This is a genomic window from Streptomyces sp. VTCC 41912 (genome assembly GCF_045799175.1).
GTDB lineage: Bacteria > Actinomycetota > Actinomycetes > Streptomycetales > Streptomycetaceae > Streptomyces > Streptomyces albulus_C.
Window position 1 is genome coordinate 244,072 of sequence record NZ_JBJMAB010000010.1, and the last position, 26,510, is coordinate 270,581.

A 26,510-nucleotide genomic window follows, 5' to 3' on the forward strand; every position below is an offset into this window, starting at 1 on the left:
ACGAGGCAGGATCATGAACCCGCTCACCACCTTGGTGGTTCCCGTGGAAATGGCGGCCCTGGCCGTCAACGACCAGATGCGGATCACCGACGGCAGCTTCATCTGGCAGCGCTGGCAAGCCGACTTCGAGGCGCTGGCCTACGACGACCTGCCACCCGAGCCGGTGCCGTTCACCTTCGAGGACTGGAGCAACGACCCCGGCCGCTGCGGCGTGTACCTGCAGTGGCAACTGCCCCAGGCCCTCACCCGGGGCCGTCACGACGAGACCGAGGGCATCGGGGACTTCCCCCTCGTCCCCAACCGGTGGCTGGTGGTCCGCCACCGCACCGACACCCGTGAGAGCCGGGCCTGGATCGTGCAGAGCGACTACGTGGGCACCCGCGCGGACGGCCCGAGCATCGTGCCCGGCACGGTCTCCTGCCTCGACCCGGCAGGCGACGGCGAGGAACTCAAGTCCAGCTTCCTCGGCCGCGCCCACGACCTGACCGCACAGCAGCCCTGGCGCGAACCGGCCGACGGCCGGACGCCGTTCCTGACCGCGCTGGGCTCCGGACTGCTGACGTTCGCCGCCTTCCAGCCCTACAACCACAACGTCTTCTCGCTGCACGACCCGTTGGACGACGTGCCCGCCGACGCGGTCCTCTCGTACCACGTCAGCGGCTGGTACGCGCAGCCCGAAGCGGACATCATCACCCGCCCCGACGGTGAACCACTGACCGAGGTGCTGGACCGCCTGGAATGGCTCGCCCCGACCGCAACCAACGCCGTCGCCCGCACCCTCTACACCGGCAGCGCACTGGGCGTTGAGTGGGAACCCGGCGGTGGCGTCCCCGAATCCGACTGCCCCGGCCCCAGCGGCATCACGGTGTGCGTGGCCAACAGCTCCGCCGAAGCCCTCGCGACGCTCTCGGACCCCGAAGGCGGCCAGGGCACGCTCGCCGCGGACGAAGCACGGCTCTTCCGAGCGTTCGCGCTGGGCACCCTGGATGAGCTGGACCGCCCGGACGGCGCCGGCGACGCGCTGACCGACCGCGCCGCGCACGACACGGGCTTCGGCACCGCGTCCGGCGGCTACACCTGGCGCGTGGTGGACGGTGACGACGCCGAGACCCGCTCCCGCATGCCGGCCACGGCCCTCGCCGCGCGCCGCAGCGACGAGCAGGAGGTCGTCGCCGAACTGAACCGCCGCCAAGCCGCCCACGACGCCACCGCGCGCGAGCTCACCGCCGCGCAAGGGCGCCTCTACGACATCTGGGCCCTGTCGCGATCCCCACGCCGCCACCCCTCCTTCGACGACGTGGTCGACGACGAACTCGACCCGGCCGTCCCCGAAGGCGCCGCCGGCCGCGTCAAGGCCCTCACGGACCGCCTCGCCGAGCAGCGTGCCGCACTCCCGTGGGGCGAGACTCCCGAAGACCTCGCGCGCAGCGCTGCCGACTACGCCGCCCAGGCCGGGCTGCGCTCGGTCAGCATGCTCGAACGCGTACCGCGGGCGATGTACGACCAGTCCACCGATCCGGTCGTCCTCCTGCAAGGAGCCCACCTCAACGCCCCGCTGACCCGCGGCTCGTCCCTCCCGTGCCGACCCGGCGACCGCCTGGTGACGGCCATCGGCACCATCACCGCCGACTCCGTGCGCGCCGAGGTCGAGCAGATCGAAACCAGTGGCCTGCCCGACATCGCCCCGGCCGCGCTGAGCGAGTTCTTCATCCTCGCCCGAGCGCGCGCCACCGGCCCCCTCGACCCCGAGCAGACCACCGGTGCCCTCCCTGCATACGGCACCGACCTGTGGCGCCAGCCCTGGCAGCCGCTCTACCTGATGTGGAAGGCCCACTACACCCCCCTGGCCTTCACCGAGGGCGGCGCACCACGCTGGCAGTTCGACGGAACCCGCTACCGCTGGGACGGAACAGGGGAGATCCCCGAGCCCGTCGAACTCATGGGCCGGCAGATCCTCACCCCCAGCGCCGGACACGCACTGGCCGGCCAGATCGAGACATACGCCTCCGGCCGCACCGACCTCCCCGACGACCTCATCCGCACCCTGGAAGAGGACGCCCGCACGGAGGACTTCCTCTCCCAGACCCTGGACGGATTCGGCGCCATGCTCCGCCAGCGCGAAGCACGCCCCTGGCGCCGGCCCCCGCAGGAAGTCGAAGACCTCACCGGCCCCACCGACGCCCTCCCACCGGTACCGGGCATCCCACCCAAGTACCCCGGCCAGCCCTGGCAGGACTCCGTCTTCCACGAACTGCGCGCCGGCCAACTGGCCTTCACCCGCCTGTCCGTCGTGGACCGCTTCGGCCGCGCCGTCAACCTCATCGAGGACGAACTGCACTTCGAGCCCGTCCTGCCCGACTCCCTGATCCCCGACCACCCCACCGACCCCCTCGCCCCCGCCCGGCTGATCGAACTCGGCCCCCGCTTCCTCCAGCCCGCCCGCCTGCGCTTCGACTTCCTCGCCGCCACCCACGACGAGGACGTCACCCTCACCCCGGGCGCCAACCCCGTGTGCGCGTGGCTGCTCAACAACCGCCTCGACCGCACCCTGGTCTGCTTCGACCCGCACGGCACCGCCCTGGGCGAACTCCGGGAAGTCCTGGACCCCAGCGGCGACCGCATCGGCGCCTGGGCCCCGCTACCCGGCTCCCGCATCACCGAACTCGACCAGCTCCAACCCGTCTCCCCCCACGCACACGCCTTCCTCGACGCGATCCGCCGCCGAGGCCCCGCCGTGCTCCACGCCGTCCGCGCGACCCTGGACGACGCGCTCACCACCATCGACCCCGACGGCCCCCAGGACCCCAGCCTCGGATTCCTCCTCGGCCGTCCACTCGCCCTCGTCCGCACCCGCCTCGACCTCGAACTCTGCGGCCCGGCCCGCACCACCGTCGCCTGGAGCCAGGTCGCCGACCCGCCCCCACCCGCCCTGAGCGACTACCCCTGGTTCGTCCGCCTCGGCGACCCCCACCGCACCGACGACGGCCTCATCGCCATGATCACCAATGACGACTACGACCGTCTCGACACCGTCGTCGACCCCGTCGGCGAACACGACGGCTTCCTGCACCCCATCCCCACCGACGGCGAACCCCCCTTCACCGTCTCCTTCGCGGGAGACCCTGTACACACCACGCTCCTGGTGGACCCGCGGGTGCCCGTGCACGCCACCACCGACGTCCTGCCCACCGGCACCGTCCACATCCCCCAGGAATTCACCGTCCGCGCCCTGGCCCGTATGGCCGTCGCCTTCCGCGCCGGGCCACTGCTGGCCGACGAAGCCCACGGCACCGCCCTCATCCCCACCCCCGCCACCGCGGCCGGCACCTGGACCTGGGCGGAACCCACCACCGACGGATGGCGCACCCTGCCGCTGGCCTCCCCGGAACCCACCGCAACCCCGTTCACCCACCCTGACCTACGGTCCGGCTACCTCCTGCTCGGCGACGCCGTCACCGCCCCCGCCGCCCGCACCGACCACACCCCCGGAGAACACGCATGAGCCTGACCGTCTCCCAGACCGTCGCCGCTCCCGACGGCGCCGCACCCGCCTCCGCCGACCAGTCCGGGCTCGTCTACGAACTGACCACTCAGCCCGACCCGTTGCGGGTATCGCCGGCTCAAGGCGCCCTCGAACACGGCGACATCGTCATCGTCGGCAGCGCACTGAACTTCAACACCATCGAGATCCAACGCATCACCGTCGGCTTCCCTGTCGGCGACCTCGCCCACTCACTGACCGAGCACCTTCGTGACATCGAAGCCACCGTCAACCACGAGGGCTCCAGCTGGCCACCCGCCCACAACGAAGCCGAACAGGAAATCGTCTTCAACGCCCCCGGCGGCACAGCCACCGTCGAGCCCGGTCAGGGCGTGACCATCCAGCTCCGCAACATCCCCATCAACCGCCAGGTCGGATCCGTTCCCCTCACCGTCATCGTCAGCTGGCGGCGGGAAGGAACCACCAACTGGCGAGACGACGTCGACACCCTCACGGTCGGCAAGTTCCCCCCGGACTTCACCCTCGCTAACCTCAAGGCCGACCCCATCGCCCTCGAACACAGCGGCAGCACCACCCTCACCTGGGAAGCGTCCGACAACGCCACCTACAAGCTCCTCTACGGCACCGCCGAGATCGACGTCACCAACGTCCGCACCTACACCGTCCCCAACCTCAAGCAGACCACCCCCTTCTACCTGCGCGGCATCGCCCAGTCCGGCAACACCACCGTCGAACGCACCCTCACCAGCCTCGTCACCGTCAACGTCCCCGACCTCGAAGTCACCAACCTCTTCGTCCGCGGCACCCTCAGCACCCGCATGGTCTCCAACCTCATGCGGATCAGCTTCACCACGAAGGAAGGCTGGGGCACCCCGGTCGCCGTCAACCTCCACTCCGGCGCCAACCCGCCCGCCATGGCCATCTACAACAACCGCCTCCACTGCGTCCACCGCGCCCTGATCGGCGACAACCTCCAATGGTCCGCTTCCACCGACGGCGTCGACTGGCTACCCGACCAGACCCTGGACATCCGCAGCCCCAACACCCCCGCGCTGGCCGCCCTCGACGGGATGCTGTACTGCGTCTACCGCGCCATGGACGGTACTCTCCATCGGATCTCCTACGACGGCAACGTCTGGAGCACCCCCGTCCCCATGTCCGGCATGGCGACCACGCACGCACCGGCCATGTGCGAACTGAACGGAAAACTCCACTGCTCCTACCGTGCCCCCGACGAAACCGTGCAGGGCACCACGTTCGACGGCGCCGATTGGAGTGCACCCCAAAGGATCACGAACGAGACGGCCACGGGCGGCCCGGGAACGAGCGCCGGGGTGCGTGTTCTGCTGGAACCCCTCAACGTCAAGTACGTCTGCTTTGCCAATGGCGACAGCTGGACCTACGGCTTCGGCTCGGGCGGGGTGCAATGGTCAACCGGTCACTGGCCAGCGGGCAACGGGCCCACCGCAGTGGCTTTCTACGACGGCAGGTGGTACTTCGTCCGAAGGGGCGACGACGCATACGAGTACAAGCGAATCACCGAAAGCGGGGGGCATGTTGACTTCGACCCCAAGCCGCTCGTTGCCAACCTGACCAAAGACGCCCCCACGTTGATCGTCTACCAGGACGCGCTGCACATGTACTACATGCGCTGACCCGCACCTCCTCGCTGATCACACTGAGCGCCGGGCCACCGGCCGGGCCTCTTGCCTCCAGGCATCAAGCCCGGCCTCTCTCCCGTGGGGCCTGCGCCATGGGCCTGGGCCGGTGGCGATCCACGCCCAGTCGTAGTGGCGCTGGCCCTTCGCGCCCGCTCCACACGAGCGGCGGTTCCGCCCGTCCGGCTCGACCGGGTGCAGTGCCTGGTCCGCCCACATGCGCCCGCCGCCGGAGGCGTTCTTCGACGGAGCCACCGTTCCCGAATGGGAGGCCATCCAGCGACCCGTCCTGATCCTCGACGGCGAACTGACGTACCTCCGCCGGCCGTGGGAGACCGCCTACAAGAACACCGCCGCCGGCGTGCCGGTCGCGCAGATCGTGGAGGCTGAAGCCGACGCGTCCATGACGGCGGTCGAGGGTTCGAGTTCGGCGGTGCTGCGGTGGCAGAAGCTCTCAGCGGGCGCGCGGGGCCGGCTGGCCGTCGCCGTCGGCGACCTGGCAGATGCTGCGCATGGTTGTCCTCTGACACGAGATCTTGTCTGAGACCATCAACAGGGCCGTACAACTGAACGCAAGGGGGAAGAACATGATCAATCTGCTGCTGCTCGGCGTCGTGATGCTCGCCGTCGGCGGGTGTGTATGCGTGCTCTGGGCGGAGCACGGCGGACCCCGCTGGGTCCGCCGCGTGGCGACCGTGACGCTCGCCGCGAGCGAGCTGGTGCGCCGCTCCCACAAGCGCCGGCGCCGGAGCGGGAACCGGACCACCAGCGGTCGTGACTAGGAACGGTCAAAGCCGCCTGGCAACCGGTCAAGATCACTTGTCGGAGGTCAAGGGTCGCCCGGATCCGGCTGGCGGCCTGCTTCTGTCACCGGTCACGCTGCGGGAAGCGCCGAGCCGTGTCTCCGCTGAGGTGGCTGCCGCGGAGAGTGGCGGTCCCGGCGGAACCGATCGGTGGCGAGGTCACCCGGCAACTGCATCGGGCCCGGCCCCGCACCACCTGATCAAGCGTCACCTTGACTACGGAGAACTTCTCGTCACTTCGCCGTAGCTTCGGACCGATCGGCCGGATGGTCCTGGACGACCTGCTGCCCACCGCGCGGCGCCAGCGCGTCAAGGCCCGCAGCCGCAAGAACCCAACGAGCAAGTACGGGCCGAACACAGGAAAACACCCGCGAACCACCCAGACCTACGCCCTTTCCGTCGAGATCCACGTCATGGAAGACGGACTTGCGTCACGCCGCCGCCGGTAAACGCAACGGCGTTGAAGTCCTAGTTGTATTCGAACCAGGTCAGGATGGCCTTCACCCGGCGATTGTCCTCGCCGGAGGGCATGCCGAGTTTCAGGAAGACGTTCCCCACGTGTTTGGCCACGGCGGCGCCCGAGAGAAACAGCTCTGCCGCGATCTCCGGGTTGGAGCGGCCTTCGGCCATGAGAGCGAGCACCTCCTGTTCGCGGGCCGTGAGCCGGGCGAGCGGGCCCCGCGGCGGGTCGGCGCGGGTGACGTGGCGAACCACCTCGGGGTCGATCACCACTCCGCCGCCGGAGACCGTCTCGACGGCCCGCAGGAAGTCCGCCACTCTGCCCACCTTCTCCTTGAGCAGGTAGCCGACTGCGCCGTCGGCGCCCGGGCCGTTCAGGAGTTCGCGCACGTACGGGCCCGTGACGTAGGCGGAGAGGACCAGTACCGGCAGGTCCTGGTGCCGCGACCGAATGTCGATCGCGGCCCGGAGTCCGTCGTCGGTGTTCCCGGGCGGCATGCGAACGTCCGTGATCACCAGGTCGGGGGCGGCTCCGGCGGCGGCGAGGTCGTCGACAGCGGCGACCAGTTCGTCGGCGTCCTCGCATTCGCGGATCACGTCGTGGGCACTGGAAACCAGGATCTCCCGGATTCCGGCGCGAATCAGCAGACTGTCGTCCGCCAGGATGATTCTCACAATCGATTTCCCATCGCTTTTCCCTGTCGAATTCCGTCACCACGGGGGTTGGGCGGGGGCGGATGCCACGACCTCCGTTCCGCCGCCCGGCGGGCTGATGATTTCGAGGTTCCCACCGACGCTCCGCATCCGCTCACGCAGCCCGGAGAGCCCGGATCGGGTGCTGATCCGCGCGCCGCCGGCGCCGTCGTCGCCCACCCGGACGCGGACGCCGCTCTCGGTGCACCGCATCTCGATCCGGGCGCTCCCGACGCCCGCGTGCTTGGCGATGTTCGTCAGGGCCTCGGAGACCGTGAAGTACACGGCCGTGGCGATCGGCGAGGAGAGCCAGGCGTCCGTACCGGTGCTGGTCAGTTCGACCTGCAACGGTGATCTGGCCACCAGTTCCCGGACGGCGGCGATGAGACCGAGATCGCTCAGTTCGCTGGGGTGGATGTCGCGCACCGTCTCCCTCAGCCGTTCGAGCGCGCGCTCCGCCTGGGCCTGGGCCTGGCGGGCCAGCTGGACGATCCGTTCCTGGTCGGTGGCCGTCGCTGCGGCTTCCAGGATTCCCAGGCGCATGACGACGGCGACGAGTTCCTGCTGGGCGCCGTCGTGCAGGTCACGCTCGATGCGCCGGCGCTCGTTCTCGAAGGCCGCCGTCAGCGAGGCCCGGCTGGCGCGGAGTTCCTCCAGTTTCGCGAGCAGGTCGGGGTTCCGGCTCCCCGAGAAGGCCCGCAGGAGCAGGTCGCGGAGCAGGGAGATGCCGACCAGCGCGCCCACGGCGACCGCACCGAGGGCGATTCCCGCGGGCACCGCCACGAGGGTTTCCCACAGTGCGGCCGGGGTGAACGGGCCGACTTTCGCGGCGATGCCGAAACCCCAGAAGACGGGGGAGAAAACCAGCGCCAGAGCGCCGAAGAATCCGAAGAAGCCCACCAACAGCGAGAGCGCGGACAGGAGCGCGGCGGTGACGAACACGGGGAGGTCGGTCCTCCACACCGACCGTGCCCGCAGCCGACCGGCCACCCACTGCGGCCAGCTGCGGTCGGCGGGTCGCAGCGGCATCGTCCGGACTCCGCACCACTGCGCCCTGGAGCGGTCCAGTTCGGCCACCACCGGAACCGAGACCGGCACAGCGAGAACGGAAATCAGGAGAATCGGAAAGGCGGCCGCTGCGACGAATTCGGTCAGCAGCCTCCGGGCAACACGAATCTGCGCCATGATCAAAATTTTCGCACAGTTCGGATCGGTCGGGCGGTAGATCCAAGTCTACCTCCAATAGCAGTGCAGGCACCCGTGCACTCCACTGCCCGGCCCTGCTTTCCTTGATTCATGCCGATTTCCACTACCGCTCCCGTGCCGTGTATTCATTTGCGCGGCCTTCGGACGGAATTCCCCATTCCCGGCCGCCGGGGCGAGACGACGCGCGTCCTGCACGACATCGACCTGGAGATTCCCGAAGGCCAGCTGACCGCCCTCGTCGGCCCCTCCGGTTCGGGCAAGTCGACGCTCCTGCTCTGCACGGCCGGGCTGGAGCGGGCGACCGCGGGGTCCGTCGAGATCCTCGGGACGGACGTCCGCTCACTCAGCCCCCGCAAGCAGGCCGCGTTCCGCAGCGAGAACATCGGCTTCGTCTTCCAGGAGTACAACCTCGTCAGCTCGCTGACGGTAGAGGACAACATCGCCCTGCCGGCGCGGCTCGCCGGCCGCCGGGTGCCCAGGGCGCGGGTCGAGGACGCCATGGCGCGGCTCGGCATCGCCAAGCACGCGCGGCGACGCCCCGACCGCCTCTCCGGTGGCGAGCGCCAGCGCGTCGCGGTGGCCCGAGTGGTGGCGAACCAGCCGCGGATCGTCTTCGCCGACGAGCCGACGGGTGCGCTCGACCTCAAGTCGGGTCAGGTGGTGCTCGACTGGTTGCAGGCGCTTCCCGCGCAGGGGAGCACGGTGCTCATGGTCACCCACGACCCTCATGCGGCCGCGCGGGCCGATCAGGTCGTGGTGATGGGGTCCGGGCGGGTACACGCCGTCATCCCCGGCGGCGACTCCCGCGCGGTGGGCGACGCCGTCCTCGCGGCGCAGTCGGCGGACGAGGCGGGCGGGGAGGAGTCGTGATCCGGCTCGTGCTGTCGGACATCCGCCTGCGGGCGTCGATGTGGTGGTGGACGCTCCTGTGCGCCACGGTCGGCGCGGCGTGCTCGGCGGGCTCGGCCATCGCGATGTTCACCGCCGTCTCGGCGGCGCGGGCGGCGGGTGACGCACGGATGGGCTCCGCGTCGATCGCCCTCGGCGGCAACATCGTCTTCTTCACCGTGCTCGCCGCCGTGGGCATCGTCGCCTCCGCGGTCGGCCTGACGCTGACGACCCAGCGGCGCGAGCACGCCCTGTGGGTGATCCTCGGGATTCCGCGCCACCGGGTCAGGTTCATCCTGCGGACGGAGATGGTGGTGCTGGGCGCGGTGGCCGGCGCGCTGGCCGCACCGCTCGCCCTGCTGGTCGCGGGTGTCGCCCTCGCGCAGTGGAAGGGGGCGGGTCTCGAACTGCACGGGGCCTCGGTCGGATTCCGGTTCTGGTACGTCGGCGTGAGCCTGCTGTTCGGACTGGTTCCGTGCCTGCTCGGGGGCTGGGGCGTCACCCGGCGGGCCGCCAGGACGCCGGAGATGCGCGCCTTCCGGGACTTCTCCGATCCCCCGGCGCGGCCGGGCGCAGCCCGCGGTGGCCTCGCCCTGTGCCTGCTCGCCGGTGTGGTCGGGATGTGGGTCCCCGGCCTGGGGCTCGAACTCAAGGGCGGGCTCGCCCAGCGGACGGCCTTCGCGTTCGCCGGGAACCTCTTCCTCGTCTGCCTGCTGCTGCTGATGGGGCCGTGGGTGCTCACCCCGCTGATGAAGCTCTGGACGGCGCTGGTGCCCTCGCGCGGCGTCGCCTGGCACCTTGCCGTGCAGTCGTGCCGGGCCCGCGCGACGAGGAGCGTCACCACGGTGCTGCCCTTCGCGCTCTCCCTGTCGTTCGTCGGCCTCTTCATGGTGATGGGGAAGGCCATGCCCAAAGGCAGCGCCGGGCTGGACAACATCCTGGTCGTGCTGGGCTGGGTCTTCGTCGTGTCCTGGGTCGGGGGCCTCGCCGTGATCGCCCTCGTCGGACGGGAGCGCGCCCGTGACTCCGCCGTCGTGACGGTGGCCGGTGCACGGCCGGGCGTGGTCACCCGGTCGATGGTCTACGAGGGGGCGATCTACGCGGGGACGGCGATCGTCTTCGGCACGCTGTTCGTCGCCGTGTCGAGTCTCACCATCGCCCTGGGAGCCCGGATCGACGTCGTCCGGCTCCTGGCGGGCCTCCCCTGGGCCACGCTCGGGGCGCTCGCCGCCGGGACGCTGGTCACCACCTGCCTCGCGCTGGTCCTGCAGGCGGCCCGGGTGTCGCGCACGGTCGCGGTCCGGGCGCTGCGCTCGTGAACCGGGGTGCGGGAATCCACACCACCATGTTCGTTGACGAAGGAAGAATTCGATGAAACCGACCACGCGCACGCTTCTCGCCTTCGGCGGAGCCGCGCTCCTCGGCCTCGCCGCCACGGCCTGCACCACGGACGGCGCATCGGCCGACGCGACCGTGGAATCGAAGTCCTTCGACTTCGCCGGTGGCAGCCTGACCGTCAACTCCGGTTCCGCCGACCTCGCGCTGGTGGCCGCCGACATCGAGGGCGTTCAGGTGGAACGACGGGTCAGCGGCAGGAAGGTTGGCGGGGAGGTGGGGTCCGGCTGGCAGCTCGAAGGGGGCACGCTCACACTCTCGCTGGACTGCACGGGGATCTCGGTGGACTGCAGCGCGAAGTACACCGTGAAGGTGCCGCGCGCCGTCGCCGTCACCGCCGAGAGCGGCAAGGGGCGCATCGAGGCCACCGGCTTCACCGCGGACTTCTCGGCCAGGACCGCCGGCGGCGACGTCCGGTTGACGGACCTCCACGGAGCCAAGCTGGCCCTGGAAGGCGGCGACGGAAGCATCGAGGGCGACGGGATCTCCGCCCGGTCCGTCAGCGTCACGTCGCGGAACGGCAACGTCGACCTGGGCCTGGGCGCCGTGCCCGACCTGGTCGACGTGCAGAGCAGGGACGGCAACGTCGAGCTGGGCCTGCCGGAATCGAAGTACGCGGTCCGCACGGCCGCGAAGAAGGGCGACGTCACCGTGAACGTCGTGAAGGACGACGCGAGCGGCCATTCCGTGGCCGTCCGGACCCGCAACGGCAGCATCGCCATCGGCAAGGGCGGGAAGTCCTAGCCGCCGCGCAGCAACCAGGCCGGAAGCGTTCGATCGAGCGCGAAAGTCGAGCAGGAAAGAACGAATGTCAAGCAACTCCCTCTCCGGAATCAAGACCCCTCGGGTACGGCGGCGTACAGCCCTGGCGCTCGCCGCTTCGATGACGGCTGCCGTGGCGATGACGGCGTGCTCCCACAACTCCACGGACAACTCGGCCTCTCCGGCACCGGGTGCTGCACGGGTAAGCGCCGACCTGCAGAAGCTCATGAGTACCGCGCCGTGGTCGTCGGGCCAGTGGGGCCTGCAGGTCGCCGATGTGCAGACGGGGAAGGTCGTCCAATCCAAGGGCGCCGATTCTCAGTTCATGACCGGTTCGACGGCCAAGACCTTCGCGGTCAGTGCTGCGCTCGATGTCCTGGGTGACGACCATCGCTTCCGTACGCCCGTGGTGCATTCGGGTACGGTCTCCGCGGACGGGCGGCTCTCCGGCGATCTCATCCTGGTCGGGAGCGGTGATCTGGCACTGGGTGGGCGGACCACCGCGTCAGGCGGACTGGACGTCCCCGACTTCGACCACTACGACGCCAACGCCGTACCCGGCATGGCGACCATCACCGAAGAGGATCCGCTGGCGGGTGTCAACGAGCTGGCCCGACAGGTCGCGGCCAGTGGAGTCCGCCATGTCGACGGCGACGTGGTGATCGACAACCGACTCTGGGATCCGGTGTCGATCGGCGGAGTGCCGGTCACTCCGACCCTCGTCAACGACAACCTGATCGACGTGCTCATCACGCCGGGCGCACCCGGCGAGCCAGCCAAGGTCGACTGGCGCCCGAAGACGGCCGCCTTCGGCGTCGACGCGCAGGTGACGACCACACCCGCCGGAAGCAAGCCGACGGTGACGACCGAAAGCGTGAGTCCTGGTCATATTCGGGTCCGAGGTTCCGTGCCCGCGGACGTGAAGGCTCCCTTCGTGACGACCTACCAGGTTCCCGACCCGGCGGCGTTCGCCCGCACCGTCCTCATCGAGGCACTCGCCAGAAACGGCGTCAGCGTATCCGCCCCCTCGCGGGGAGCGAACCCCGACAGCAAGCTTCCTCCGTCGGCGGAAGTGAGCTCGCTGCCCGTATCGGCGACCTACACTTCTCCGCCCTTCCAGGAGTACGCAAAGCTGATCAACAAGGTCAGCCACAATCTCGGGGCGAACCTTCTGCCGCCGCTGATGGCAGCACACAACGGGCAACGAACCTATGCGGACGGCATGAAGATCGAGAAGGAGTTCCTCGCTCACTCAGGTGTGGATCCGAATTCAGTGAGCCTCGTCGATGCCCAGGGCCTCCCCGGCGACAAGGCGACGCCGACTGCCCAGGTGGCGCTGCTGCGGCACCTGGCACGACAGGACGACTTCGACGTCTTCTACGACTCCATGCCGAGCATGGGCGTCGACGGTTCGCTTGCCGACGTCATCGAGCGCACCGATCCCGCCGCAGGACACATCCGTGCGAAGACTGGCACCCTGGTCAGTTCCTACCAGGGCAAGCTGGCTCTCGGCACGAAGGCGCTCGCAGGCTATATCGATGCGAAGGACGGCCGCCGCTACGCCTTCGCGATCTACGTGAACAACATTCCGGTGCCCAGTGACTCCGTGAGCGAGGCCATCGACCTCGCGCTCAAGGCCAACAAGCAACTGGGAGCGATGGCCGCCACCATCTACCAGTCGCCCAAGGCGTGATGGGTGCGGTTGTCGAGGTCGGTTCGCAGCCCAGCGCAGTTGGCCCGTCAGTCGGACGTTTCATTTGGCCTCCTCGGGATCAAGGACGTAGAGCAGTGCGTTGCGCTCGCCGAACCAATGGACCTCTCTTGCGTACGCGTGACGTTTCGGAGATGGTCGCCTGGTTCGGGACGACGAGGCCGTGGGCCCGACCGCGGTGGACCAGGTCGAGGGCCTCGGCGTAGCCGTCCCGCCTGCGGAGGCTGCACGCGGCCTCGTCGGTGATGTCGTATCCGACGTACCGGCCGTGCCCTTCTGCCAGCGTGCGCAGTTCCGACAGTACGGCGGAGACATCGGCGCCGGGCGACCGAATGACGTAGCTGACCAGACGTTGATGGCGCGGGAAGAGCTCGGCGATGTGGTCGTTGTGCGCCGTGCGAACGCCGCGCAGCCGATGTGCCGCGTCCACGGGCCGGGGCGGGGCGGTCATGCCGGCGCTCCGTCCAGCGGGAGAGAGCACCACACCGTGACGGCTTCGCCGACCGCGTCTATGCCCCAGCGACCTCCACGTCCCTGGGCGATGCCGTCCACGACGCGCGGGTGATCTGTGCTGTGTATCGATGTGCTCCCGGGTTTCCGGCATGAAGCCTTTCTCGCTACGTAGGTGATATTGCATGGCTCGTCCTCCGGCGCTGAAGATCGCTGAGGTTCTGGCGGAGATCCGTATGAGTCCGTCGGCGTTCTGCAGAATGCGCGCCCGCGGGCAAGCGCCCCGCATGATCAAGTTGTCCGATGGTGAACTCAGGTGCCGTCGCGCAGACCTGGACGCCTGGTGGGAAAACTGTGAGAGAGATTCCGACACTTGGCGATGAGTTACAACGGTCGCTTCTTGCGCATACGCGAGCGCCTCGATCGGTGCAAGCCTTATATGGTGCGGTGGACGGTCAACGGGCGGGAAAATCAGAGTCATTCATGAGCTTCGGGCTCGCCGACAGCAGGCGCTCAAAGCTGTTGACAGCGGCGCGTGACGGTGAACCCTTCGTCCTGACCCGCACCGAACTCGCCTCCGGCCTGGCCAAGCGACCCTACGACCTCCGCCACGCCGGGATCTCGTTCTGGCTCTACTCCGGTGTGGACCCGGCCGAATGCGCTCGCCGCGCGGGCCAGAGCATCGAAGTCCTCTTCCGCCACCACGCCAGCCAACCGCCTCATCGAGCAGTCGATGAAGGAGTGGGACCGCGTCAGCCAGGACACGGCGCCTGGGGGGTGAGCCGGGGTTTTGGTCCGCGACTGGTCCGGAACAGCTGGTCAGGAGTGGGATAGCAGTGCGAGAAACCGGGAGTTACGCGTAAACCGGGCGCTGGCCCGTGTCGGCCGAGCGAAAGGCGCCTGACGGGCAAAAGACCAGGTCAGGCGCCTTTTCTCGGGCCCCTAGAAGAACCCGAGCTTCTTCGGCGAGTAGCTCACGATGAGGTTCTTGGTCTCCTGGTGGTACAGCGCCCATAGCGGTGCTCACCTGCTGTGATGGCGGCCGAGGAGACCGTCGGGAGGGAGTTGGCCCGTGCGTGGTCCGGATCGTGGCGTCAACTGCAGAAAGCCCGGCACCTGTTGGGCCGGATCATAGCCGGGCGCGGCGGCGGGGACCCCGACGGCCGCGTGGACACTCCGGGTGTCCAGCACCACCAGGGTCGTCCTGCCAGGCGGCGAAGGAGTAGTACGTCGCACCCTTCTGCGGCAGGTCGTGCGGGAGGTAGGCCCACTGGCAGCCGGTCCGCCCCTGATAGAGGATCGCGTTCACGATCTCCCGCATGTCGTAAGCGCCCTGATGACCGCTGACCGAGCGGTGCCGGGCCTTCCGTGCGGTGATCACCGGCTCGATCAACGACCACTGCTCGTCCGATAAGTCGCTGGGGTACGGCTTGCGTTCACTCACCCCGCCAACCCCAGCAGACCCCATACCGCGGATCCGTGGATTCCGCCCCGCCTCACACCATCAGGCGACCACAGGACGACTCAAAGACTCACGAACCGTCCACTGAGAACCTGGTATCTGGTGTGCGAGGGGGGCCGGGGTTGCCGTACCGTGAACACGTTCCTGTGCCGGTGCTTCCGGCGGCAGCGAGCGGACTTCCTGTTCCTTCCGTGCCGATCTTGAGGTGACTTCCTATAGCCCAGTCCGTGTAGTCGTCCGTGTTCCCCGCGTGCTGTTGTGTCGCACGTGTCCGGGGGCGGACGTCGCGCTGGTCTGAGTTGCGTCACCGTTCCCCGCAGTTTTCTGTCCCGGGTGCAGCTCTGCCTCTGCCCCGGGCTTTGGTGTTTTCCGGCCCCCGGTGCGGCTGTCGGCAGGGCTCCCCGATTCCTTTGGATCAGGAGTTTTCCCGTCGTGTCTTCTTCCGCGCTCGGCAACGAGCCAGAGCACACCACCCAGCCCTCGAACCACCCAGCACCCTCCGACCCGAGAATGGCCCTGGCGGCCCGGATCGCGCTCCTGGTGCTGCTGACCGCCGAGCTCATGGACATCCTGGACCAGTCGGTCGTGCTGACCGCGCTGCCCTCGATCCAGGAGTCGACCGGTGCCGGACCGGCCGCGTTGCAGTGGCTGACCACCGGCTACTCGCTGCCCATCGCCATCGGGCTGATCACCGGCGGGCGTCTCGGCGACCTCTACGGCCGGCGCAGGCTGCTCCTCATCGGCACCGTCGTGTTCACCACGGCCTCGCTGCTGTGCGGCCTGGCCACCGGCCCCGGCGTGCTGATCGGCTCCCGCGCACTCCAGGGCGCGGGAGTGGCGCTGATGATCCCGCAGGTCCTGGCCACCCTCCACGTCACCTTCGAGGGCCGGAACCGTAGCAAAGCCTTCGGCCTGTACGGGGCGGTCCTCTCCATCGCCAACGTCCTGGGCCCGGTGCTGGGCGGCCTGGTCACCGAGGCCGACCTGCTCGGGCTGTCCTGGCGGCCGATCTTCTTGATCAACGTGCCCGTCGGCCTCGCCGTGATCCTCCTGGGGCGCGGGTTCATCCCCGAGTCGACCGAGAAGAAGGCCGACCGGCCCGACCTCACCGGCATGGCGCTGTCCGCACTGGCCATCATGATGATCATCTTCCCTCTCGGCGAGGGGCATCTCCTTCACTGGCCGCTGTGGATCTTCGCCCTGCTCGCCGCCGGTCTCCTCACGCTGATTGCGTTCCTGCGCCACCAGCGGCGCAAGCAGAACAACGCACCCCTCCTGCCACTGTCCCTCTTCCAAGGCAGGCGGTTCTCCGGCGGCGCGGCCGCACAGCTGATGCACGGCCTGCTGTGCGGGCTGTTCTTCATGACCTGGACCCTCTACCTCCAGCGCGGACTGGGCATGAGTCCCCTCGACGCGGCCCGGGCCTTCGTCCTGCTCTCCATCGGAGAGCTGGCCGGAGCGGCCATCGCAGCGAAGAGCGCCGGGCGCTTCGCTCGCCGCCTTCCCCAGGCCGGAGCCCTCATCGCGATCGCCGCGATGGCCGGCTACGGACTTCAGATCGCCGCAGGCCAGGCGAACCTGACCCTGCTGGGGATGACCGCCCCGGTGGTCCTGATCGGGTTCGGCCTCGGGATGGTCAGCGGCCCTCTCGCCGACATGACGCTCGCCAAGGTCCCGCACGACAACGCCGGGGCCGCCTCGGGCCTTTTCAACACCGCTTTCCACCTGGGTGTCGCCCTGGGCACCACCCTGACCGCCCTGGTGTTCTTCGCCACCACAGGCGGCTCGCCCGACGCCGGACCCAACCGCGACGCGTTCACCACCGTGCTGTGGTGGGTCGCCGGCCTCCTCTCGCTGATGTGGGCCCTGATGTTCTGCCTGCCCAAGCGGATTGACAACCAGGCCGACTGAGCCCCTCCCCGGACACCGGCCCCTCCCGGGCTGCCCGAGGCAGCCCGGGAGGCCCTGACGGCGGCCGGCCCCGGTGCAGCCCATCACACCGGGGCTGTGCCCGGGTCGCCGCTGCGGGGGCCGGGCACCGAGGCCGCTACGACGGCGAGGAGGTCGAGGTGGGAGTTCATGTCCAGCTCGAACCGGCCGTAGGGTTCACGTGCGTCCAGAACAGCGGGGACAGGGCCCGCCGGTCGGCGTCGGTGAGCCTCTTCTGCCACTTCTCCTCGGCGAGGATGTCCTGGAGGAGCAGGGTGTTGACGTGCACCAGCGTGTACCTGGCTCGCGGCTGCAAGCCGCAGGTGCCCGGACGCCTGGTGGTGCGCGCCCTGGCCTCCGGCGGCCGGCCGATGCTCGGGCGCACCACGGTGCTACTGCGGAAGGCAGACCGAAGCCCGTGCTCCTTGCCGGCGCTCAGGGAGCAGGCGTTCCCCAGCCCACGGTTGTGATGCTGGGCATCGACGAGCACGCCCAGCGGGGCGAGGCCCTGCGATGGTGCGCTTCCGTGCCCGGTAGCGACCTGCTACGCGATCGTCGGGACCGCCGATGGGCGGGTTCTTCCCGCCAGCGCACCGACGGCACACCACATCAACCAGTCGCACGGGAGCACAGCAGTGCACACGCCACCCCGCCGTACCCAGCAACGGCCGCCCGTGCGCCCTATGCGGCAGGCATTGGAGTTGGCCCCGCTGGGCCCAAGAGACACTCTGAACAGATTGACTTGACAGGGAACTGGGCGTGCGGGCGTGATCGCGCACTATGCGGTCGCAACGCCCAGGAAGCGCAGCACCGCCAGGACGCGGCGGTGGTCGGCGTCGGCCTTGGGCAGGTCGAGCTTGGTGAAGATGCTGTTGATGTGCTTGGCGACCGCGCTCTCGCTCACGACCAGCTCGGCGGCGACGCCGGAGTTGGACCGGCCGCCCGCCAGCAGCTCCAGCACCTCCCGCTCGCGCGGTGTCAGCCGGTCGAGCGGATCGCTGTGCCGGCGCACCAGCAGCTGCGCGACGACCTGCGGGTCGAGCGCGGTGCCGCCGGCCGCCACCCGGCGTACCGCCTCGGCGAACTCCTCGACGTCGGCGACCCGTTGCTTGAGCAGATAGCCGACGCCCGAGGTGTTGGCGGCGAGCAGATCGGCGGCGTACCGCTCCTCCACGTACTGCGACAGCAGGAGCACGGCGGTACGCGGGTACTGGCGGCGGATCACCAGCGCGGCGCGCACTCCCTCGTCGGTGAAGCCGGGCGGCATGCGCACGTCGACCACGGCGATGTCGGGCCGGTGCTCCTCGACGGCCGCCAGCAGCCCTTCTGCGTCGGCGACTTGTGCGCACATCTCGAAGCCGGCCGCCTCCAGCACCTTGACCACACCGATGCGCAGCAAGAGGGAATCCTCGGCGATCACGGCGCGCACGGCAGCTCCACGGTGATGATGGTCGGCCCCCCGGCGGGGCTGCGGCAGGAGAACGTGCCGTCGACGGACGCGACGCGCTTGGCGAGCCCGGCGAGCCCGGTGCCGCCGGCCGCCGCGAGATCCGCGCCGCCCGCTCCGTCGTCCGCGACGACCACCAGCAGTGTCTCCCCGATCCGGTCCACGGTCACGTCCGCCCGGGTCGCCTGGGCGTGTTTGACCACGTTCGTCAGGGCTTCGGAGACCACGAAGTACGCGACGGCCTCGACCGTGGGTGAGGGGCGCTGCGGCAGGTCCACTGCCACGCGCACCGGGATCGGGAGGCGGGCGGCGACCCCGGACAGCGCGGCGTCGAGGCCGCGGTCCTCAAGGACGGCCGGATGCAGACCGCGCACCAGGTTGTTCAGCTCGGCGATCGCCTCCTTCGCCTCGCGGTGCGCCTCGTCGATCACCTTGCGGGCGTCCGCCGGCAGGTCGCCGAGGGTGGCCCTGGCCAGGCCCAGGTTGACGGCGAGTGAGACGAGGCGCTGCTGCACGCCGTCGTGCAGGTCGCGCTCGATCCGCCGCCGCTCGGCGTCGGCGGCGTCGAGCACGCCGGCCCGGCTCTCGGCGAGGTCGGCGACCCGGCGGGCCAGCTTCTCCGTGCGGCTGGGGCCGAGCAGGACCTCGGCCGCCCGGGTCTCCAGCCGCACCAGAGCGCCGGTCAGCCGGGGCCCGAGGAACAGCAGGGCGAGACCGCCGGCGGTGATGTACGCGGCCTGCGTGGTGTACGCGACGTCGGTGACCCGCCACTGCGGGGGCAGCGCCCAGATCCACACGTAGAGGGAGGCGGCCACGAGAGCGACGGCCCAGACGGCGAGGACGGCGAGGTCCAGGACGGCGAACAGCGGACCCGCCACGGCGTGGTAGCAGACCTGCCGCCACAAGGCCCGCGTGGTCAGCCGACGTAGCGCCGACTTCCAGTTGCGTCCCGGCCCGGGTGCGGCGGGGCGCGAGAGCTCCTTGCCGACGAGCGCCCGGTAGCGCCGCCGCTGCCCGACGGTCAGCAGGGGTGTCACCACGAGCGTGAACAGCACGGGCAGCGGAGTCAGGGCCGGCACCAACGCCGCCATCGTGCCGAGCAGCCAGAGCCACAGTGGCACCGCGGCGAGATGGAGCGGCAGACCGGCGGCGAGAAGCGCGGTCCGGTGTCCCGCCCTGCGGAACGGCCGGCCCAGCACCGGCTGAAGCCACGTCGTGAGTTGCATGCGCCAAACGGTAGAGCCGCAGGCCATCCCCGTGCCATGACACTGCCGCCCGGCCCGGGGGTGCACTTTTCTCCACCCCGGGTCGGAACCCTGCGTGACTGACGGCGCCCTGGTGTGCGGCGGAGGGTGGAGCACGTGAAGGGGAGAGCCGGCGAGGAGCGGGGGAAGACGATGCGTCAACTGTGCAATGACGAATTGGCCGGTGCCGAGGGCTTGGACCGCGCCGAGGTCATCCCGCTCCACGAAGGGGCGCAGGAGCCGCGCCCGGCGCGGGGCATGCGGCGGGCCGGGTGGCTGCTGGTCGCCTGCGGGTTCGCCCTGCTGCCGTGGCTGTACGTGCTGGCCACCGGCCTGCCGGCCACCGCGACCGTGGCGCACTGGCCGGTCGCCTGGGTCGGGCTCGACGCGCTGGAGGCGCTCGGCCTGATCGCCACCGGCCTCCTCGCCGCCCGCGGCGACCGGCGGCACGCCCTGGCAGCCGCCGCGACCGCGACGCTGCTTGTGATGGACGCCTGGTTCGACACCACGACCGCGGCCCCGGGCGGCGACTTCGCCACCGCGGTCGCCATGGCGCTCGGCGCCGAGCTGCCGCTCGCCGCGCTGTGCGGCCGGCTGGCGCTGCGGGCGCTGAGCCGGCACGCGTGACGCCGACCGCCCAGCCACCTGCCACGGACCACATCAATCCACCGGAGAACACCATGCACCGCATCACCATCGCCCCCGTCGCCCCGATCCCGGCCCGGACCCGCTGGGCGGTGGCCGCCGGCGTCGGCGCCGCGTTGGCCGCCGCCTGGTGGCTGGGCGACACGGCGCCCTATCCGTACGCCCAACGCGGCCTCCTCGACGTGCCGTTGCCGTTCCTGACAGTTGCCCGGACGGACGCCGTACTGCGGCCGCGGCCGGGGGAGCGGCTCCTGGAGATCGGTCCGGGGACGGGCCTGCAGTCGCTGCACGTCGCCCCGCAGCTCGGGCCGGAGGGACGACTCGACGTGCTCGACATCCAGCAGGAGATGCTCGACCACGTGATGGGCCGCGCCGAGCGCGACGGCCTGGCGACGATCAGGCCCACCCGCTCGGACGCACGTGAACTGCCCTACGCGGACGGGACATTCGACGCCGTGTACGCCGTGACCGCGCTCGGCGAGATCCCCGAGCCGGATCGGGTACTGCGCGAGGCGGCACGGGTACTGGCACCAGGCGGGCGGCTGGTGATCGGCGAGTTCTTCGACCGGCACTGGATCCCCTTCGGCCGGCTGCACCGGCTCGCCGACGCCGCCGGCCTCCACCTGACCGAGCGCCGCGGCCCAAGCCCGGCATACCTCGCCCGCTTCCGACCCTGCACAGCCGACGCGCCAGGCCACCAGAGCGAGCGCCCCGCCCACAGCGACCGGGACACCAACGACGGGGAAGCGTGAACACCGCATGCAGGGACCGCGGTCACCGAGCTGAACAACCTGGCGCGCGGTAGGCCGCTCCAGGAGGCGACGGGGGGAGGCAACAACAGTCGTGTGGATCGTCCTCGCGTCCCGGCTGACATGTCCTGCGGCGAATTCGTCCTCGTCAGGGTGGTCCTTCCCTTCGTTCACTGCGACTGGCCGAGTAGAGCCTGGTTTGCCTCGTGGGCCACAGGCCCAGCGGGACAGCGGAGCGAAGAGCCGGCGGCGCCGCGTGATCTCCCGGCGTGTGCGTCCGGGGTGGGCACGCGCAACGTGCCACCCGGCTGCGGCGCGGAGGCGGCGGCAAGGTCGGTTGCTTTCGGTGTTGAATATGCCTCTCAGCGTCGCAATTTATCCTTCCCCTTTTCCGCTACATGCTGCAGTTTCCCTTTCGTCTTTTCGGCCCTGCCTCTCCTCTCTAGGGTTTCGTCGCCCAGGGCTTTCCCGGTAGTCTCCTTGGCCTTTCCCTTTATTATTTCTCCGGTGTTCTTAATTTTCTTCCTCATGCCCATTGCCCACCCCTTTTAAGGTGTTCGGGCGGAGATATTGGGGCGTCGATAGGGGAGCGGGGTAGATTGGGATATTGCGTCAAATGGTGTGTCTTGCGTAGGAGACAATCATACGCTCCTTCATGAATCGTAAGGATTGATCTCAGGTGCTCTGCCCGCCCTTCGGCGAGATCTGTCACGTCGACCCTGGCAAGGCTTCGCGTTTCGAACTTGATCAGGTCTCGTGACGCCGAGTCGGGGTGCGCCCGTGACCGCGCGCCTGCTGGCCGAAAACTTCTGGCCGGGGTCGCTGACCCTGGTCCTGCGGCGCGGCCGACGCGTGCCGTTGGAGGCGACCGGTGGGCTGGAGACGGTGGCCGTCCGGGTGTCCGACCACCCCGTCGCCCTCGCGCTGCTGTCGGCTTTCGGCGGCGGCGTCACGGCCCCGTCCGCCAACCGCTTCGGCTCGGTCAGCCCCACCACTGCGGACCACGTCCGTACGGAGCTCGGCGATGCGGTCGACTTCGTACTGGACGGCGGCCCCTGCCAGGTCGGCGTCGAGTCGACGATTGTCGATGTCACAGGCGAGTTCCCGAGCATTCTGCGGCCCGGCGGGGTGACGCGCGAGGACCTTGAAGCGGTGCTGGGGATCCCGATCGGCGTCCCTGCCACGAGCCATGTTCGGGTGCCGGGGCAGCACCCGTCGCACTACGCGCCGCGTGCGCGGGTCGTCCTGGTCGAGCCGGAGAAGGTCGTCGCCGAAGCGAAGCGGGCACAGGAACTGGGGCACCGGGTGGGAGTCCTCCTTCCTGCTTCCCTCGCCGGCGCTGGGATGAAGGCGCACGCCGTGGTGACCCTCCCCGGTTCGATGGACTCCTACGCGCACGGGCTGTACGGGTTCCTGCGTGAGCTCGACCAGCAAGGGTGCGACCTCATCGTCGCCTCCCCGCCGGCGGAGGAGGGACTGGGGCTGGCGATCGCCAATCGCCTTCACCGGGCCGCGGGGCCCCGGCCCTCCGCGTGAGCGGCCACGGCCGGGCCGGTCAGGAAGCGATGGGGACCGCCGCTTCCAGGCCGCGGGTGGCGACGACCTGTGCGCTGCCGTCGGCCAGCCGGTAGGACAGCCCCACCATGCCGAGCCGCCCGGCGGCCACCGCCTCGGCCAGGACGCGGGAGCGCTCCAGCAGCAGGTCCACGGTGTGCTCGATGTGCTCGGCCAGTATCTCCTCGGCCGTCTCACGCCCAGCGGCGCGGGCAGCCAGCACACTCGGGGTCACTCGCTCGACAACGTCACGGACGAAGCCGCCCGGCGTCTGTCCGTTCTCGAGGGCGGAGCAGGCGGCGGCGACGGCACCGCACGAGTCGTGGCCGAGGACGACGACCAGCGGCGCCTTGAGGACGCTCACGCCGAACTCGATGGACCCGAGCACTTCGGTACCGGCGACGTGGCCGGCGGTGCGCACCACGAAGAGGTCGCCCAGGCCGCGGTCGAAGATGATCTCGGCCGCCAGTCGGGAGTCGGAGCAACCGAACAGCACGGCGAAGGGTTGTTGGGACGGTGCGATCTCGGTGCGGCGGGCGGCGTCTTGGTTCGGGTACTCGGGGGTACCGGCGACGAAGCGCTCGTTACCGGCCATGAGCAAGTCGAACGCATCGCGGGGCGTCTGGGTCTCGGTCATGGCCGCAGCCTAAAGGCAGCGTTTGCCGCCGCAGCCGAGGGGGCGCGTCGCTCGGCCCACTGACGGGCCTGCCCGCCAGTACGACGATGTCGCGGTCGGCGTTGGCACAGCCAGGGCTGGGACGGCGCACCGCATCCGGCGACCGGGACCAAGGCCATCATCTGACGACAGGGAGCGCAGCCCGATTCGGCTCTTGAAGCCCGTACGGTCGTGAACGACAGCCCCGTCTGTGCTGCGCGCTGGTGCTTCGGCCGCCGCGACGTCGTGCGGCGGGCGTTGCTTACCGTTTTGAAGGCGGCCTTCGGCATGGAGGGTGTAGGGCCGGGTGTTCAGCTCTGGGCGGCGATGGCGGCGCACAGCACAGCGATGCCGAGGGTGAGCCAGGCCAGGTAGTCGCCGAGGCGTCCGGAGTGCAGGCGGCGAAGTCCCCGCACGGTGCGGGCGAGGGGATGATGCGCGGGGAGAGTAGGGGTGCGCTGGCGGACGGCGGCGGTGGCCAGGGCGATGGTGAGGCCGGTGGACAGCAGGCCGAGGAGTACTGCGGTCCCTGTCCACTCGGCGGCAGGCACAGTGCCGGCCGCTGGTGGTGTGCCGGGCTGGCCCAGGACGGTGGCGGCGTAGCGGGCGGGGTCGGTGAAGTCGGTCGCTCCGTGGGCGAGGGCGTGGGCGAGGGTCGGGAGGCAGCCGCTGACGCCGGCGAGGGCGAGCAGCACGGCCGGGACCATGGTCATGGTGGGCGGCAGGGTGCGCTGCGGTGAGCGGATCTCGGGTTCCTCGCCCTCCCCGGTGGTCTCCTCGTGGTCGGGCCTGCTGCGCGGGGCCGGCCCGATGCCGAAGAAGACCCGCAGGCCGGCGCGGAGCACGGCAGCGCCGGTCACGGCGGAGGCGGCCACGAACACGGCGGGCAGCCACGGCTGCCACTGCCCGGCGGCGTCCTCGGTGAGGGCCTTGCCGAGGCTGGTGCCGAACGGCGGGAGCCCGGCCAGAGCCAGGGCGCCGATGGTGAACAGCACACCCGCGGGGCGCAGTTCGCGTGCTCTGCCGTACAGAGCGTGTTCGTCGAGGGAGCCGTAGCGATCCAGCAGGACGCCGGTGAGGGCGAACAGAGCGGCCTTCACCAGACCGTGCGCGGCGACGTACAGCGCGGTCCCGGTGGTGCCGTCGGGGGTGAGCAGGGCGATGCCGACGAGGAACAGGCCGACGTGGCTGACGGTGGAGAAGGCGAGCAGGCGCTTGAGGTGGCGCTGCTGCCAGCACATCAAGGCGCCGAGCAGGGCGGTCAGGACGCCGAGGGCGGTGAAGGTGGTGCGGAAGGCGGCGTGGGGGATGCCGCCGGGTCCGGCGAGGACGGTCCAGTAGATGCGGGCGATGCCGTAGACGCCGAGTTCGACCATGACGCCGGACATCAGCATGCACACCGGGGTCGGCGCGACCGCGTGGGCGTCGGGCAGCCAGAAGTGGAACGGGATGGCTGCGGCTTTGACGAGCAGGGTCGTGCAGATCAGGGCGAAGGCGACGACGGTCAGCGTGTCGGTGTGGTGGGAGGCCAGGCGCGCCCCGAGACGGGCGAGGTTGAGTTCGCCGGTGCGGGCGTAGAGCAGGCCGATGCCGAGCAGGGAGCAGTAGGCGGCGAAGGAGGTGACGATGCCGAAGGTCAGGGCGCCGTGCAGGGGGCGGGGGTCTTCGATGCGGTAGCCGGTGAGGGCGTAGGCGGCGGCGCCCATGAGCTCGAAGAAGACGAAGGTGTTGAACAGGTCGCCGGTGAGGGCGAAGCCGGCCATGCCGGCCTCGAAGAGCAGGATCAGCGCGGGAAAGGCGCCGGCGTGCTCGCCGGTGGGTTCGTCGAAGTACCGCCAGGAGTAGACCACGACCGCGAGTACCAGGACGGCGACCAACAGGGCGAGTCCTGCGCCGATGGAGTCCGCGGCGAGGACGATGCCCAACTGGGCGGGCCAGCCGCCGAGTTCCGCGGTGGCGAGATGCTGGCTGTGGGGCCAGAGCAGGGCAAGGCAGACCACCTCTGCCCCGGCGCAGGTGGTGGCCAGGATGTCGCAGCCGATCCGAGGCAGGGCGCGGCCGGCGACGGCGAGCAGGGCCGCGCCGAGCAGCGGGATGGCCACCGCGAGCGGCAGCAGGGCTGCTTCGGTCACGGTCAGCCCTTGAGGCCGGTGAGGGCTTGCGGGTCGACGGTGTGGTGGCGTTTGCGTAGCTGGATGGTGAGTGCGAGCAGTAGCGCGGTGACGGTGGCGCCGACCACGACGTCGGTCAGGGCCAGGGCCTGCACGACGGGGTCGACGACTGGGCGGGTGCCGGGGGAGAGGTCGGAGTAGACGGGGGCGGTGGCGCCCCGGCGGTAGCCGACGGCCAGGAGCAGGAGATAGGTGGAGGACTGGGCGACGGCCAGACAGCCGATGGCGTGGATGAGGTTGCGGCTGGTCACCAGGCCGTACAGGGCGACGAGCAGGACCCACCCGGCGGCGAGGAAGGGCCATGGTCCCATCAGTTCTCTCCGTTCTCGCGCTGGTCGGGGTCGGTGAGTTCGACGGCCTGGTCGAGGAAGTGGGCGAGCAGGGTGATCAGGCCGCAGGCGACTTCGACGCCGACGGCCGCGTTGAGCACGGGGACGGTGCCGCCGGAGGTGATGGTGTTGAAGGTGCCCAGCGGTAGCACGTTCTTCAGGAATGCTCCGCCGGCGATCAGGCCGGCCAGGCCGACCAGGGTGTAGGAGGCGGCTGCGAGCGAGTCCGCGACGTCGAGGACGGTCAGTGGGCGCAGCTTCTTCAGGACGTGGTAGTCGGCGGCGACGTAGGCCACGTGCAAAGCGGTGGCCAGCACGACGCCGCCCTGGAAGCCGCCGCCCGGCGAGAGCTGGCCGTGCGCGACGATGTACACGCCCACCACCAGGGTGATCGGCAGCAGCAGAGTGCCGAACAGCAGCGTGGTCGGCATCACCTGCTCCGGCTCGGCGCGGCGGTGGCGTTCGTCGCGGGCCTGGCGCAGCAGCAGGGTGGCGCCCAACACGGTGCCGAAGAGGATGGACTCCTCGCCCAGGGTGTCGAAGGCCCGAACGTCGAAGTTGATCGAGGAGACGACGTTGGCGGTGCGGCGGGCCAGAGCCGCCGCCACCGCCCGCTGCCCGTAGGGATGCTCCGATGTTCCGAACGAAGGCAGGTGGACGCACGCGGCCGTGAAGAAGCCGGCGACCACCAGGGCCGCGACCAGGAACATGACCAGCCTGACGCGCGTCGTCACCCGCGCTCCTGCTGCTCGGCGCCGCCACGCCCGTCCGGGGCGCGGCCGTTCGCGCCGGTGGGGC

24 protein-coding genes and 2 pseudogenes are annotated in these 26,510 nt (G+C 70.1%); 14 read left to right on the top strand and 12 right to left on the bottom strand.

What is annotated here, in order from left to right:
* The first annotated feature begins 13 nt into the window (after window positions 1–13).
* The 5 genes from ACJ6WD_RS17765 to ACJ6WD_RS17785 all read left to right on the top strand — a co-directional run bounded on the left by ACJ6WD_RS17765 (window position 14) and on the right by ACJ6WD_RS17785 (window position 6,412).
* Window positions 14–3,502 (top strand): hypothetical protein, encoded by a 3,489-nt coding sequence (locus ACJ6WD_RS17765; RefSeq protein WP_407616141.1) that lies wholly within the window; start codon window positions 14–16, stop codon window positions 3,500–3,502.
* Window positions 3,499–5,157: a hypothetical protein gene (locus ACJ6WD_RS17770; RefSeq protein WP_407616142.1), complete on the top strand. Its 1,659-nt coding sequence runs from the start codon at window positions 3,499–3,501 to the stop codon at window positions 5,155–5,157. Before ACJ6WD_RS17765 ends, ACJ6WD_RS17770 begins: the two co-directional genes overlap by 4 nt.
* Window positions 5,158–5,377: 220 nt before the next feature.
* The gene (locus tag ACJ6WD_RS17775) at window positions 5,378–5,704 is read left to right on the top strand and encodes a hypothetical protein (RefSeq protein ID WP_407616143.1); all 327 of its coding nucleotides are present in this window, start codon (window positions 5,378–5,380) and stop codon (window positions 5,702–5,704) included.
* A 43-nt stretch (window positions 5,705–5,747) separates the two neighbouring features.
* A complete protein-coding gene (locus ACJ6WD_RS17780; protein WP_233660089.1) occupies window positions 5,748–5,942 on the top strand; it encodes a hypothetical protein in 195 nt (64 codons plus the stop codon).
* Window positions 5,943–6,229: 287 nt separating this feature from the next.
* A complete protein-coding gene (locus ACJ6WD_RS17785; protein WP_407616144.1) occupies window positions 6,230–6,412 on the top strand; it encodes a hypothetical protein in 183 nt (60 codons plus the stop codon).
* Window positions 6,413–6,431: 19 nt separating this feature from the next.
* Here the strand turns inward: ACJ6WD_RS17785 and ACJ6WD_RS17790 are convergent, their stop codons facing one another.
* Window positions 6,432–7,100 carry a response regulator gene (locus ACJ6WD_RS17790; protein WP_374206853.1) on the bottom strand — a complete coding sequence of 223 codons (669 nt, stop codon included), beginning with the start codon at window positions 7,098–7,100 and terminating at the stop codon, window positions 6,432–6,434.
* A gap of 33 nt (window positions 7,101–7,133) precedes the next feature.
* Entirely contained in the window at window positions 7,134–8,144 is a 1,011-nt protein-coding gene (locus tag ACJ6WD_RS17795) for a sensor histidine kinase (protein WP_407616145.1), read from the bottom strand.
* Between the two features lie 306 nt (window positions 8,145–8,450).
* Between ACJ6WD_RS17795 and ACJ6WD_RS17800 the strand changes: the two genes are divergently transcribed.
* The 4 genes from ACJ6WD_RS17800 to dacB all read left to right on the top strand — a co-directional run bounded on the left by ACJ6WD_RS17800 (window position 8,451) and on the right by dacB (window position 13,059).
* Complete coding sequence (locus ACJ6WD_RS17800; RefSeq protein WP_407616146.1) at window positions 8,451–9,191, top strand: ABC transporter ATP-binding protein; 741 nt, start codon at window positions 8,451–8,453, stop codon at window positions 9,189–9,191.
* Window positions 9,188–10,528 carry an FtsX-like permease family protein gene (locus ACJ6WD_RS17805; RefSeq protein ID WP_407616147.1) on the top strand — a complete coding sequence of 447 codons (1,341 nt, stop codon included), beginning with the start codon at window positions 9,188–9,190 and terminating at the stop codon, window positions 10,526–10,528. Before ACJ6WD_RS17800 ends, ACJ6WD_RS17805 begins: the two co-directional genes overlap by 4 nt.
* Before the next feature lie 52 nt (window positions 10,529–10,580).
* Window positions 10,581–11,348, top strand: coding sequence for a DUF4097 family beta strand repeat-containing protein (locus tag ACJ6WD_RS17810; protein WP_233660093.1), 768 nt, complete (start codon window positions 10,581–10,583; stop codon window positions 11,346–11,348).
* A gap of 64 nt (window positions 11,349–11,412) precedes the next feature.
* Complete coding sequence (gene dacB / locus ACJ6WD_RS17815) at window positions 11,413–13,059, top strand: D-alanyl-D-alanine carboxypeptidase/D-alanyl-D-alanine-endopeptidase (RefSeq protein ID WP_407616148.1); 1,647 nt, start codon at window positions 11,413–11,415, stop codon at window positions 13,057–13,059.
* Window positions 13,060–13,138: 79 nt separating this feature from the next.
* Here dacB and ACJ6WD_RS17820 read toward each other — a convergent pair whose 3' ends face one another.
* The gene (locus ACJ6WD_RS17820) at window positions 13,139–13,528 is read right to left on the bottom strand and encodes a hypothetical protein (RefSeq protein ID WP_407616149.1); all 390 of its coding nucleotides are present in this window, start codon (window positions 13,526–13,528) and stop codon (window positions 13,139–13,141) included.
* 184 nt (window positions 13,529–13,712) lie between these two features.
* Between ACJ6WD_RS17820 and ACJ6WD_RS17825 the strand changes: the two genes are divergently transcribed.
* Window positions 13,713–13,910: a helix-turn-helix transcriptional regulator gene (locus ACJ6WD_RS17825; RefSeq protein WP_407616150.1), complete on the top strand. Its 198-nt coding sequence runs from the start codon at window positions 13,713–13,715 to the stop codon at window positions 13,908–13,910.
* 724 nt (window positions 13,911–14,634) lie between these two features.
* Here ACJ6WD_RS17825 and ACJ6WD_RS17830 read toward each other — a convergent pair.
* A pseudogene (locus tag ACJ6WD_RS17830) lies at window positions 14,635–14,971 on the bottom strand (transposase); the annotation flags it as partial.
* Window positions 14,972–15,421: 450 nt separating this feature from the next.
* Here ACJ6WD_RS17830 and ACJ6WD_RS17835 point away from each other — a divergent pair.
* A complete protein-coding gene (locus ACJ6WD_RS17835; protein ID WP_407616151.1) occupies window positions 15,422–16,900 on the top strand; it encodes an MFS transporter in 1,479 nt (492 codons plus the stop codon).
* Window positions 16,901–17,066: 166 nt separating this feature from the next.
* On the opposite strand, the gene ACJ6WD_RS17840 is transcribed toward ACJ6WD_RS17835, so the two are convergent.
* The 3 genes from ACJ6WD_RS17840 to ACJ6WD_RS17850 all read right to left on the bottom strand — a co-directional run bounded on the left by ACJ6WD_RS17840 (window position 17,067) and on the right by ACJ6WD_RS17850 (window position 19,591).
* Window positions 17,067–17,207 (bottom strand): transposase, encoded by a 141-nt coding sequence (locus ACJ6WD_RS17840; RefSeq protein ID WP_233660099.1) that lies wholly within the window; start codon window positions 17,205–17,207, stop codon window positions 17,067–17,069.
* A 489-nt stretch (window positions 17,208–17,696) separates the two neighbouring features.
* Window positions 17,697–18,347: a response regulator transcription factor gene (locus ACJ6WD_RS17845; protein WP_233660100.1), complete on the bottom strand. Its 651-nt coding sequence runs from the start codon at window positions 18,345–18,347 to the stop codon at window positions 17,697–17,699.
* The gene (locus ACJ6WD_RS17850; protein WP_407616152.1) at window positions 18,335–19,591 is read right to left on the bottom strand and encodes a histidine kinase; all 1,257 of its coding nucleotides are present in this window, start codon (window positions 19,589–19,591) and stop codon (window positions 18,335–18,337) included. Before ACJ6WD_RS17850 ends, ACJ6WD_RS17845 begins: the two co-directional genes overlap by 13 nt.
* 135 nt (window positions 19,592–19,726) lie before the next feature.
* On the opposite strand from ACJ6WD_RS17850, the gene ACJ6WD_RS17855 reads away from it, so the two are divergent.
* Together ACJ6WD_RS17855 and ACJ6WD_RS17860 are read left to right on the top strand one after the other, a co-directional pair.
* On the top strand, window positions 19,727–20,236 hold the full coding sequence (locus ACJ6WD_RS17855) for a hypothetical protein (RefSeq protein WP_407616153.1): 510 nt from the start codon (window positions 19,727–19,729) through the stop codon (window positions 20,234–20,236).
* Between the two features lie 53 nt (window positions 20,237–20,289).
* Entirely contained in the window at window positions 20,290–21,006 is a 717-nt protein-coding gene (locus tag ACJ6WD_RS17860; RefSeq protein WP_331247054.1) for a methyltransferase domain-containing protein, read from the top strand.
* Window positions 21,007–21,365: 359 nt separating this feature from the next.
* Here ACJ6WD_RS17860 and ACJ6WD_RS17865 read toward each other — a convergent pair whose 3' ends face one another.
* Entirely contained in the window at window positions 21,366–21,539 is a 174-nt protein-coding gene (locus ACJ6WD_RS17865) for a CsbD family protein (RefSeq protein WP_407616154.1), read from the bottom strand.
* Between the two features lie 241 nt (window positions 21,540–21,780).
* Here ACJ6WD_RS17865 and ACJ6WD_RS17870 point away from each other — a divergent pair.
* Window positions 21,781–22,539: pseudogene (locus tag ACJ6WD_RS17870) on the top strand (L-threonylcarbamoyladenylate synthase); the annotation flags it as partial.
* A 19-nt stretch (window positions 22,540–22,558) separates the two neighbouring features.
* On the opposite strand, the gene ACJ6WD_RS17875 reads toward ACJ6WD_RS17870, so the two are convergent.
* From ACJ6WD_RS17875 to ACJ6WD_RS17890, 4 genes are all read right to left on the bottom strand, one after another.
* Complete coding sequence (locus ACJ6WD_RS17875; protein ID WP_233660105.1) at window positions 22,559–23,194, bottom strand: carbonic anhydrase; 636 nt, start codon at window positions 23,192–23,194, stop codon at window positions 22,559–22,561.
* Window positions 23,195–23,523: 329 nt separating this feature from the next.
* Window positions 23,524–25,344: a complex I subunit 5 family protein gene (locus ACJ6WD_RS17880; RefSeq protein WP_407616155.1), complete on the bottom strand. Its 1,821-nt coding sequence runs from the start codon at window positions 25,342–25,344 to the stop codon at window positions 23,524–23,526.
* A gap of 2 nt (window positions 25,345–25,346) precedes the next feature.
* The gene (locus ACJ6WD_RS17885; RefSeq protein WP_233660107.1) at window positions 25,347–25,694 is read right to left on the bottom strand and encodes a sodium:proton antiporter; all 348 of its coding nucleotides are present in this window, start codon (window positions 25,692–25,694) and stop codon (window positions 25,347–25,349) included.
* A complete protein-coding gene (locus tag ACJ6WD_RS17890) occupies window positions 25,694–26,446 on the bottom strand; it encodes an MnhB domain-containing protein (RefSeq protein ID WP_331249450.1) in 753 nt (250 codons plus the stop codon). Before ACJ6WD_RS17890 ends, ACJ6WD_RS17885 begins: the two co-directional genes overlap by 1 nt.
* Between the last annotated feature and the right edge of the window lie 64 nt (window positions 26,447–26,510).

Excerpts from the sequence above, each read along its gene's own strand:
- ACJ6WD_RS17765 (WP_407616141.1), top strand. The coding sequence starts at position 14 with ATGAACCCGCTCACCACCTTGGTGGTTCCCGTGGAAATGGCGGCCCTG.
- ACJ6WD_RS17770 (WP_407616142.1), top strand. The coding sequence starts at position 3,499 with ATGAGCCTGACCGTCTCCCAGACCGTCGCCGCTCCCGACGGCGCCGCA.
- ACJ6WD_RS17775 (WP_407616143.1), top strand. The coding sequence starts at position 5,378 with ATGCGCCCGCCGCCGGAGGCGTTCTTCGACGGAGCCACCGTTCCCGAA.
- ACJ6WD_RS17780 (WP_233660089.1), top strand. The coding sequence starts at position 5,748 with ATGATCAATCTGCTGCTGCTCGGCGTCGTGATGCTCGCCGTCGGCGGG.
- ACJ6WD_RS17785 (WP_407616144.1), top strand. The coding sequence starts at position 6,230 with ATGGTCCTGGACGACCTGCTGCCCACCGCGCGGCGCCAGCGCGTCAAG.
- ACJ6WD_RS17795 (WP_407616145.1), bottom strand. The coding sequence starts at position 8,144 with ATGCCGCTGCGACCCGCCGACCGCAGCTGGCCGCAGTGGGTGGCCGGT.
- ACJ6WD_RS17810 (WP_233660093.1), top strand. The coding sequence starts at position 10,581 with ATGAAACCGACCACGCGCACGCTTCTCGCCTTCGGCGGAGCCGCGCTC.
- dacB (WP_407616148.1), top strand. The coding sequence starts at position 11,413 with ATGTCAAGCAACTCCCTCTCCGGAATCAAGACCCCTCGGGTACGGCGG.
- ACJ6WD_RS17820 (WP_407616149.1), bottom strand. The coding sequence starts at position 13,528 with ATGACCGCCCCGCCCCGGCCCGTGGACGCGGCACATCGGCTGCGCGGC.
- ACJ6WD_RS17825 (WP_407616150.1), top strand. The coding sequence starts at position 13,713 with ATGGCTCGTCCTCCGGCGCTGAAGATCGCTGAGGTTCTGGCGGAGATC.
- ACJ6WD_RS17850 (WP_407616152.1), bottom strand. The coding sequence starts at position 19,591 with ATGCAACTCACGACGTGGCTTCAGCCGGTGCTGGGCCGGCCGTTCCGC.
- ACJ6WD_RS17860 (WP_331247054.1), top strand. The coding sequence starts at position 20,290 with ATGCACCGCATCACCATCGCCCCCGTCGCCCCGATCCCGGCCCGGACC.
- ACJ6WD_RS17865 (WP_407616154.1), bottom strand. The coding sequence starts at position 21,539 with ATGGGCATGAGGAAGAAAATTAAGAACACCGGAGAAATAATAAAGGGA.
- ACJ6WD_RS17875 (WP_233660105.1), bottom strand. The coding sequence starts at position 23,194 with ATGACCGAGACCCAGACGCCCCGCGATGCGTTCGACTTGCTCATGGCC.
- ACJ6WD_RS17885 (WP_233660107.1), bottom strand. The coding sequence starts at position 25,694 with ATGGGACCATGGCCCTTCCTCGCCGCCGGGTGGGTCCTGCTCGTCGCC.